Source organism: Rhizobium sp. 05L429, from assembly GCF_056397645.1.
In genome coordinates this window covers 309,249-318,668 of the sequence record NZ_JBFTNV010000003.1, presented here as the reverse complement: position 1 = coordinate 318,668, position 9,420 = coordinate 309,249, and the positions used below count along the sequence as shown (strand labels likewise).

The 9,420-nt window shown below is 60.8% G+C and carries 8 protein-coding genes; 3 read left to right on the top strand and 5 right to left on the bottom strand.

Annotation, left to right across the window (positions count from 1 at the left end; all coding sequences use genetic code 11):
• Positions 1-388, bottom strand: a 388-nt coding sequence (locus AC1DNW_RS04730) for a 3-hydroxyacyl-CoA dehydrogenase NAD-binding domain-containing protein (RefSeq protein ID WP_477852113.1), incomplete at its 3' end; no start/stop codon positions are given.
• 7 nt (positions 389-395) lie between these two features.
• Entirely contained in the window at positions 396-1,298 is a 903-nt protein-coding gene (gene bcoG / locus AC1DNW_RS04725) for a 3-dehydrocarnitine:acetyl-CoA trimethylamine transferase BcoG (protein WP_477832217.1), read from the bottom strand.
• A 107-nt stretch (positions 1,299-1,405) separates the two neighbouring features.
• Here bcoG and AC1DNW_RS04720 point away from each other — a divergent pair, with 107 nt between their 5' ends.
• A complete protein-coding gene (locus AC1DNW_RS04720; protein ID WP_477852111.1) occupies positions 1,406-2,389 on the top strand; it encodes a GlxA family transcriptional regulator in 984 nt (327 codons plus the stop codon).
• Here AC1DNW_RS04720 and AC1DNW_RS04715 read toward each other — a convergent pair.
• Positions 2,364-3,239 (bottom strand): LysR family transcriptional regulator, encoded by an 876-nt coding sequence (locus AC1DNW_RS04715; protein WP_477852110.1) that lies wholly within the window; start codon positions 3,237-3,239, stop codon positions 2,364-2,366. The two genes, AC1DNW_RS04720 and AC1DNW_RS04715, sit on opposite strands and share 26 nt — an antisense overlap.
• Before the next feature lie 112 nt (positions 3,240-3,351).
• Here AC1DNW_RS04715 and AC1DNW_RS04710 point away from each other — a divergent pair, with 112 nt between their 5' ends.
• Together AC1DNW_RS04710 and AC1DNW_RS04705 are read left to right on the top strand one after the other, a co-directional pair.
• Positions 3,352-4,257: a DMT family transporter gene (locus AC1DNW_RS04710; protein WP_477852108.1), complete on the top strand. Its 906-nt coding sequence runs from the start codon at positions 3,352-3,354 to the stop codon at positions 4,255-4,257.
• A gap of 90 nt (positions 4,258-4,347) precedes the next feature.
• Entirely contained in the window at positions 4,348-6,390 is a 2,043-nt protein-coding gene (locus tag AC1DNW_RS04705; protein WP_477852107.1) for an oxidoreductase, read from the top strand.
• A gap of 264 nt (positions 6,391-6,654) precedes the next feature.
• On the opposite strand, the gene AC1DNW_RS04700 is transcribed toward AC1DNW_RS04705, so the two are convergent.
• Entirely contained in the window at positions 6,655-6,906 is a 252-nt protein-coding gene (locus tag AC1DNW_RS04700) for a hypothetical protein (RefSeq protein WP_113309050.1), read from the bottom strand.
• Positions 6,907-7,283: 377 nt separating this feature from the next.
• Positions 7,284-9,410: a peptidase domain-containing ABC transporter gene (locus AC1DNW_RS04695; RefSeq protein WP_477852106.1), complete on the bottom strand. Its 2,127-nt coding sequence runs from the start codon at positions 9,408-9,410 to the stop codon at positions 7,284-7,286.
• Positions 9,411-9,420: the final 10 nt, after the last annotated feature.

Sequence of the window (9,420 nt, the reverse complement as noted above, 5' to 3'; positions counted from 1 at the left end):
GCTTCATGTCGCGCTGCAGGTCGCTCGGCAGCAGGCCGGAGGTAGACGAGCCGATCAGGGCATCCGGGCGTGCGGCAGCATCGATCTCGCTCAAGACGCGGCGCTTCAAATCGAGCCGTTCCGGCACGCTTTCCTGGATCCAGTCGGCACCGGAGACGGCCTCTTGCAGGGATTTTTCGAAGGTGAGCCTGCCGCGTGGCGGTAGCGGTGCGCCAGTCAGCATCCCATAGGCCTTTTCCGCATTGGCAAGGACCTCGCCGACGATGCGGCTTGCTTCCGGATGCGGGTCGAAGACGCTGACATCAATGCCGGCAAGCAGAAAACGTGCAATCCATCCGCCGCCGATGACGCCGCCGCCGATACAGGCCGCTTTGCTAATCCCTGTCATGTCGTCCTCAGCGCTTCGTCAAATTCAGTTTCTTGCGGACGTCCTCAGGACCGATGATCCGGGCGCCCATGCCTTCGACCACCTGCACGGCCTTTTCGACGAGCTGCGCATTGGTGGCGAGCGCGCCCTTGCCGACATAAAGATTGTCCTCCAGCCCGACCCGGACATTGCCGCCCGCCAGAACCGCGGCGGCCGGATAGGCCATGGCGTTGCGGCCGATCGAAAAGGCCGAGAAAGTCCAGCTGTCGGGCACGTTGTTGACCATTGCCATGAACGTGTTGAGATCGTCAGGAGCACCCCACGGAATGCCCATGCAGAGCTGGATCAATACCGGATCCTCGATCAGGCCCTCTTCGGCGAGCTGCTTTGCAAACCACAGATGGCCGGTGTCGAAGGCTTCGATCTCGGGGCGCACGCCGAGATCGGTCATCTTCTGCGCCATTGCCCGCAGCATGGCGGGCGTGTTGGTCATGACGTAGTCGCCGAGACTGAAGTTCATCGTGCCGCAGTCGAGCGTGCAGATCTCCGGCAGGCATTCGGCGACATGGCTGACGCGCTCGGTTGCCCCTGCCATATCGGTCCCCTCTGTCTTCAAGGGCAGGGGGCTTTCAACGTCTCCGAAAATCAGGTCTCCGCCCATGCCGGCCGTCAGATTGAGGACCACGTCGATATCGGCCGAACGGATGCGGTCGGTAACCTCTTTGTAGAGGTCGTTGCGACGGCTCGCAGCACCGGTTTCCGGATCTCGCACGTGACAATGAACGACTGCCGCCCCAGCCTTGGCGGCGTCGATCGCGGAATCCGCGATCTGCTTGGGAGTAATGGGGACGTGGCTGGATTTCGAAACCGTATCGCCGGCACCGGTGACGGCGCAGGTGATGAAAACATCGCGGTTCATCGCAAGAGGCATGTTTGTCGTTCTCCCTCTTCTTGAGGGCATTACGCGCCAGGAAGGGAGAGGATGCTTTGCATTTTCGGAATTGATCGATACATTATCGGAACGCGAGGGAGGGGAGCGTGCTGGAGCGATCGACGGAACGGCTCGACATCGATCTTCTTGTCCTGCCGGACACCAATCTGATCCTGATTGCCTCGATCATCGAGCCGTTGCGCGGGGCAAACCGCATCTCCGGCAGCGAGCTCTACCGCTGGCGCATCTTCACGCCGGATGGGGCAGCAGTGCCGACGACCAGCCATATCGCCATACCTGCGCATGGGATATTCCAGACGACGACATCAGACACACCGCTCTTCGTGCTGGCGAGCTACAACTGGCGTCAAAGCGCGACGCAAAGCCTGAAGATGCAGCTATCGCAGGCGGCACGCCACCGGACGATGATCGCCGGCATCGAATCCGGCACTTGGCTGCTTGCCGAAGCGTGCCTGCTCGACGGCTTGTCGGCGACCGTCCATTGGGAGGACTACGAGGATTTCGCGCTCGCCTATCCGCAGGTATCGGCCGTCAAGGACCGGTTCGTCATCGACGGCAAGCGGCTGACGACATCAGGCTCGCTGCCGACCGTGGACCTGATGCTGGAGGTCATCCGGCGACGCCAGAGCTATTCGCTGGCGCTCGAGGTCAGCCGGCTGTTCCGCTACGAGCAGCCATCCTTTCACGCCGACGAGGCGCTATCGGCAGGCTTGCGCGTGGACGATCCCCGCGTGGCCCAGGCGGTGCGGTTGATGGAGGACAATATCGAGCAGCCGATCGTGCTGGCGCGGCTTGCACGCAGGGTCGGCATCAGTGCCCGGCACCTGCAGGACCTCTTCCAGGCGTCGATCGGTGCGCCGCCTCATATCCATTATCTTGCTCTGAGACTGAACGCAGCGCGGCGCAGGGTGATCGAGACGACGGCGTCCTTTGCCGACATAGCAGCCTCAACCGGCTTCAATTCGGCCTCCGCCTTTGCGCGAAGCTATCGGGCAAGCTATTCCGAAAGCCCCTCGGAAACGAGGCGACGGCTGAGGCGCCCCGTCAGGCAACCGGAGGCGCGGCCATAGGCTGGAAGGCGTCGCGGATCATCTCGGCAAGTTCGCGAACCGCTTCGCTCGACCGGAACGTATTGCGACGAAGCACGACCTTGGAGGAATCGATCGGCGGGAAGCCGTCCTCCGTCGTCAGTTCCCGGCAGCCGGGCGGGATATTGCTGCGCGACAACGTGGTGACGGCCAGACCGGCCGTCACTGCATTCTTCAGCCCGGAACTGGTATCGGCAATGAAGGCGACCCGGTAGTTGCGTCCGAGCTGGTGCAGCGACTTCAATGCAAACTCGCGACACCAGCTTGAGTCTCTATAGGTGGCGATCGGCAGCGGGTCGATGTCATGCAGCCGGTGGACGATCGAGGTCACCCAGACGGTCGGATCGATGCAGAGTACTTCGCCACTCATCTGATCGCTCCAGTCGAAAACGACGGCGAGATCGAGTTCGTCGCGTTCCAGGGCGGCGATGTTGCGGACGGTATAATCGCAGGAGATCGTGACCTCGACGGCGGGATGGCGCACCGCAAAGGCCGCAAGTGCGGCGGGCAGCACCGTCTGGCTATATTCCTCGGGGATGCCGATGCGGACCGGGCCTCCGAGCGGCTTGCTCCGGATCGTGGCTGCAGCCTCGCTCAAGAGATCGATGACACGTCGGGCATAGGGGACGAGCTGGACGCCTTGACGCGTCAGCACGACGCCTCGGGCGCCACGCTCGAACAGCGTCTCACCGATCGTCTCCTCCAGCTTCTTGATTGCCGCGCTGATTGCGGACTGCGTCCTGCCGACGCGCTGCGCCGCAGCCGAGAAATTGGCAGTCTCGACGACGACGAGGAAGGTTCTGAGAAGATCGCTTTCGACGGGTTCGCGCATGGGCAGCCATAGAAAAATTCGATGGCATTCATCTCTGCTATTCGTTTGTCTGATGTCAATTGCGGGTGCAGAAAGGATACGCGTTGACTTTCCTCCTTCGAGACTAACCTGCGTGACAATTGAACATCCGGCCAGGCACCTCAGTGCCGGCGAGCGCGAGAAGGGTATCCTTCTCGTCATCGGGGCGACACTTGCCTGGAGCGCCAGTGGGGTTTACTCGCGGCTCCTGACGACCGACGTCTGGACGGCAATCGCCTGGCGATCGCTGTTTGGCGGGCTGTTCCTGCTGATCCCCTGCCTATTCCTCGAAGGCGGGATCTCGCGGCGCCAATGGCGTTCGGTCTTGCATCCGTCCGGCCTGGCGATGATTGTCTGCCAGACTGTCAGCCAGGGCTGCTTCATCGGGGCCCTCTACATGACCAGCGTTGCGAATGTGACGATGATCTATTCGACAGCGCCCTTCATCGCCGCCCTGTTCGGATGGATCATCCTTAAGGAGCGGGTTGCTCGGCGAACGATGATTGCAGGTGGCGTTTCGCTATTGGGTGTTGCTGTTATCGTCGCGTCGTCGATCGGTGGCGGCACCGGGGTCGGCGACCTCTTGGCGCTCGGAATGACCGTTTCCTTTGCGCTCGTCATCATCATTCCGCGCATCAATCCCGACGTGCCGAGCCTGCCGCCGACCGTTGTCAGTGCCTTTCTGACCCTCGTCATCTTCGCTCCTTTCGGCTCGGTCGGTTCGCTCGACCTTCACAACTGGATCGTGCTGGCAGCATTCGGCGCCACCAACTTCTCACTCGCGCTTGTCCTCTTTTTGGCCGGGGCAAGACGTATGCCGCCGGCGGAAGCCGCGCTGATCGGAACGATGGAGATTGTATTGACCCCGTTCTGGGTCTGGCTCATGTTTTCCGAACAGCCGCCGGTTGCCACCTTCTTTGGCGGCGCCGTCATCCTTGGCGCCGTGCTCTGGCACACCGCAATCGATTTCGGCCGCAGCCGGCGGGCGCAGGCAGGCTAGAATGCGACGCCTGCCGGATCGTCATTTTTTGCGACATCGGTCAGGATGGCGGTTCGATGGGCCACGTTCATCTAAATGACGAGAGCGGCAATGATCTCCAGAGACCCCCTCCTGCAGCCTTTTCAACTCAAACATCTGACGCTGAAAAACCGCGTCATGTCTACGGCTCACGAGCCGGCTTACTCTGAAAACGGCATGCCGACGGATCGCTATCGGCTTTATCACAGGGAAAAAGCCAGGGGCGGTATTGCGCTTACCATGACGGCGGGATCGGCTATCGTCTCGCAAGATTCACCGGCCTCCTTCGGTAATCTCCATGCCTATCGTGATGAGATCGTGCCCTGGCTGAAGGCGCTCGCCGACGACTGTCATGAATATGGGGCAGCGGTCATGATCCAGCTGACCCATCTGGGCCGCCGCACAGGCTGGAACAAGGGTGACTGGCTGCCGGTGCTGTCAGCCTCGCCGATCCGTGAGCCGGCGCACCGGGCCTTTCCGAAAGAGGCGGAAGACTGGGATATCGAACGCATCGTCGAAGACTATGCCACAGCTGCACAGCGCATGCAGGAAGCCGGCCTCGACGGTATCGAGATCGAGGCCTATGGCCACCTGCTGGACGGCTTCTGGTCACCGGCGACCAATCGGCGCGAAGACGAATTCGGGGGATCGCTCGACAACCGCATGCGTTTTTCCGTGATGGTCACGCAGGCTATCCGCAAGGCCGTCGGACCGGATTTCATCGTCGGCATGCGCCTTGTTGCCGACGAGGACTGGGACAAGGGGCTGTCACGCGAAGAGGGCGTCGAGATCGCCTCACGATTTGCGCGATCCGGTGACATCGATTTTCTCAACATCATCCGCGGTCATATCGACAGCGATGTCGCGCTTAACGAGGTTATTCCGATTCAGGGCATGGCGTCTGCCCCGCATCTGGATTTTGCCGGCGAGGTGAGGGCGATAACCAAGTTCCCTGTCTTTCATGCTGCGCGTATCGCCGACGTGGCAACAGCCCGTCATGCGATTGCCGAGGGAAAGCTCGACATGGTCGGGATGACGCGCGCCCATATCGCCGACCCCCATATCGTGCGCAAGATTGCGGCTGGCGAGGAGGCGCGCATCCGGCCCTGCGTCGGCGCCACCTACTGTCTTGACCGGATCTATGAAGGCGGCGAAGCGCTCTGTATCCACAATGCCGCGACCGGTCGTGAAGGGCAGATTCCCCATGAGATCGCCAAAGCGGAGATCCGCCGCAAGGCCGTCGTGGTCGGTGCAGGACCGGCCGGCCTTGAGGCCGCCCGTGTGCTTGCGGAGCGTGGGCATGCGGTGGACGTTCTGGAAGCGACGGGAAAGGCCGGCGGACAGGTCAATCTTCTCATTCGAAATCCCCGACGCAAGGAGATGATAGGCATTATCGACTGGCGGCTGGCGGAACTGGAGCGGCTGGGTGTTCGCATACACTATGATGTCTACGCAGAGGCAACTGACGTTCTGGATCTTGAGCCCGACCTCGTTGTCATTGCGACCGGTGGTATCGCGCAACAGCCCGAACTCGATGCCGGCGATGAACTTGTAACCTCCTCCTGGGATATCCTTGCCGGCAGCGTCAAGGCGGCCGACACTGTACTCCTCTTCGACGACAATGGCGGACATCCGGGCATGTCGGCAGCTGAAGTGATCGCCAGAAGCGGTGCTGAGCTGGAACTCGTTTCGCCCGAACGCTTTTTCGCCCCGGAGATGGGTGGCATGAACCACGTGCCCTATGCACGGAACTTCGCGGAAAGGAACGTCAGGGTGACCATCAACACGCGTCTCAAATCCGTCCGGCGCGACGGCAACTCCCTCGTCGCGGTGCTCGGATCGGATTTTGACGACGGTGCACAATGGCAGCGGCGCGTCTCCCAGGTCGTTGTCGAACATGGCACGCTTGCCAATGACGGGCTCTATCTTGAGATGAAACCGTTTTCGCGAAATCTCGGTGCGGTGGACTATTCCGCTCTGATCGATCGTCAGCCACCGCTGCCGCAGCGCAACCGCGAGGGGCGTTTCGACCTCGTGCGGATCGGCGACGCGGTTTCCAGCCGCAACATCCATGCCGCCATCTATGATGCTCTGAGGTTATGTTCGTTGTTTTGAGCCTTAGCGACTGGCCTGCTTCCGGCTTTGTTGCCATGTCGATCAAGGGCCGGAACGACGGCAGGCTCTCGGCTCCGATTTTCAGTGCTCGCGAAATTTTAGGGCACGAACGCACCTGGAGCGGATATCGGAAGAACGAATAGCGGCCGGTTCACTGCGTTCCAGCAGCGTGGCGGGAGACATCCAATCGCCTTTCGGCAGCCATCGTCCTCCGCGGGCTCTTCCGGATCTTCAGTTGGCGGAATTGAAACTCGGTTCCGCTGCTTAGTGGGGATTTATGTCGGAGGAGGTGATCCATACCCGTCCGTCATATGCCAGTTCGCCTTCGGCGAACTTGCGATCGGCGATACTCTCATAAAGATGAAGAGACTGAAGGAGCCCTTGCATAACGTCGCCACCAGCAGGCATGGCATCGTCCGTGATGCATACGGCCTGATGCAGGTTTCCTTCCGTCATGATCAGGACAGCGTGACCGCCATAAAGGCGAATTTTACCGGGCACGGTTACGAGCGACATGGCACCCTCCTCGAAAATAGCCGGACAGTATTGCTTCGCTTCCGGGAAACTAGGGAGCTATGGTTAACGAAAGGTTAACGCTTATCAATTCAGCAATCAGGAGACGCTGCCACGGTAAAAGGTTGTAACTCAGTTCGCCGGAGGCTCCTTTCGTTTGATCCTGGGGTTTGCTGAAGGTTGAAAATGGAATGATAAAGGTCGCAAATGCCCGGCTACTGGAGGAAAGGAAGGATTTTCAGAGACATATCGCTCGTGTCCGTGGGGCCGTAGAGGCGCCCGGACTGTAGCTACTTTATCGACGCCGGATCTGAACAGACCTTAAACAATCCCGCTCCAGCGAGGTGCGAAATCATCTGGAGAAATCCCTTCCGCCGTCATCACTGAAACACCTGGTGCGTCTCGACGGGCACGAGGCCGTTGGCGTCGAGATAGAGCACGCGATCGGCCGAAGCCACGGTTTCCAGCCGGTGGGCAACGATGATGCGGGTAACGCCGAGGGCCTTGACCGAGGCGTTGACGCGTGCCTCGTTGGCGACATCCATGTGCGAGGTGCCTTCGTCGAGGAACAGCATCTTCGGCTGGCGGTAGAGGGCACGCGCCAGAAGCACGCGCTGCTTCTGGCCGCCTGACAGGCTGGAACCCATGTCACCGACCAATGTCTCGTATTGCATGGGTGTTGCCATGATCTCGTCGTGGATCGCGGCTGCCTTGGCGGCGGCAATGACGGCGTCCTGGTCCGGGCGCTCGTCGAAGAGGGCGATGTTGTCGGCAATCGAGCCGGCAAAGAGATTGTCGTCCTGCAGTACGGCGGCGATCTGGTTGTGGAAGGATTTGTAGCCGAACTGGCTGAGCGGTATGCCATCGATCAGCACGTCGCCGCTCATCGGTTCCAGAAGCCCGATCATCAGCTTCAACAGCGTGGATTTGCCCGAGCCAGAGGGACCGGTGATGGCGATGTGCTCGCCGGCACCGATCGTCAGGCCGACATCGGAGAGCACCAGCGGATCGGTTGGTGAATAGCGGTAGGAGAGATTCTTGAGCTCGATCGAACCCTTCAGCTCCGTCATCGTGTCCTGGGTCGAGCCGAAGCTGCGGTCGTCCGGTTCCAGTGCGATGTCCGACAGGCGTTCCAGATGCAGGCGTAGCATGAAGAAGGCCGTTGCCTGGTCCACGAGGTTGCCGGTCTTTTCCAGGAACTGGCCCTTGTAGGCGAGATAGGCAAAGACCATGCCGACGCTGAAGCCGCCCTGCATCACAAAGCCTATCGCAAACCAGATCGTCACGATGTTTTCCAGCCCGAAGATCAGAGCATTTGCGGTGTTCTGCCAGATGCCGACGCGCGAGACGCGGATATTGGCGTTGACGGCATCGGTTAGCAGCGTCTGCCACATGCTGTGACGCATGCTTTCCCGGTTATAGAGCCGGAAGGTTTGGATGCCTCGGATCGTCTCGATCAGGGCCGTTTGTTCCTTGCCGTGGGCGATGATGCTGCCTTCCTGCGCGCGGCGCTCCAGCGAGAAGGAAACGAGGCGCACGACGAAATAGAGGAAGAAGGCGGTAATTGCGACCAGCGCCAGCTGGGCGCTGTAGAAGAACATGATGACCAGTGTCGTCAGCGCTAGGACGCCATCGACCAGTGTCGCGGCAATGCCTTCGCTCAGCATTTTCTGGATCGGCGTCACCGATTGAAAGCGCGAGAGGATATCGCCGACCTCACGCTTCTGGAACCAATCGAGCGGCAGGCGAAAGAGCTTGCGGGCAATATTCGCGGCAATACCGAAGCCAAGGGCGGCGCCTGCGGCCAGGATGACGAAGGAGCGCAGAAAGGTTGCGGCGGCATTGAAGATCGTGAAAAGCCCGAAGCCCAACGCCAGCACGCTCAGCAGATCGTGATCGAGCGCCGGTAGCGCCGTGTCGATGCCAATCTGCAGGTAATAGGGTAGTGCCAGCACATAGACCTGGAGCACGAGGCTCAAGACCAGCACCTGCACAAAGGCGCCGGCAAGCCCGGTGATGCGGCTCCAGAGCTGCGACCAGCGCAGCGTCTCGCGCTCGCTCTTCTTCTCAAAGGTTTCGTTGGGCCTGAGCTCCAGTGCCACGCCGGTAAAGCGGCCCGACACTTCCGAGATCTTGAGCCATTCGCTGCGGCCTGCCGGATCGTGGATCAGCACCTTGCCGGCCGAAACCCGTTCGGCCACGACGTAATGGTTCATGTCCCAATGGAGGATGGCGGGAAGCGCCAGATTGGGGATCTGCTCCAGCGGCAGTTTGACGGCGCGCGGCGACAAGCCGATCTGGTCGGCGATCCTGATGAGGCTGGAGAGCGGCGCGCCGCGCAGCGAGGGTGTGAAGCGCCGGCGCATGGTCGCCAGATCAATGCTGCGGCCGTAGAAACCGGCGATCATCGCAACGCAGGCAAGGCCGCATTCGCTGACCTCCGTCTGGCGGATCAGCCGCACGCGGGCGCTGGAGAGAAAGCCTGATTGAAGGACGGCAGTGTTCACGAGGCCTCCC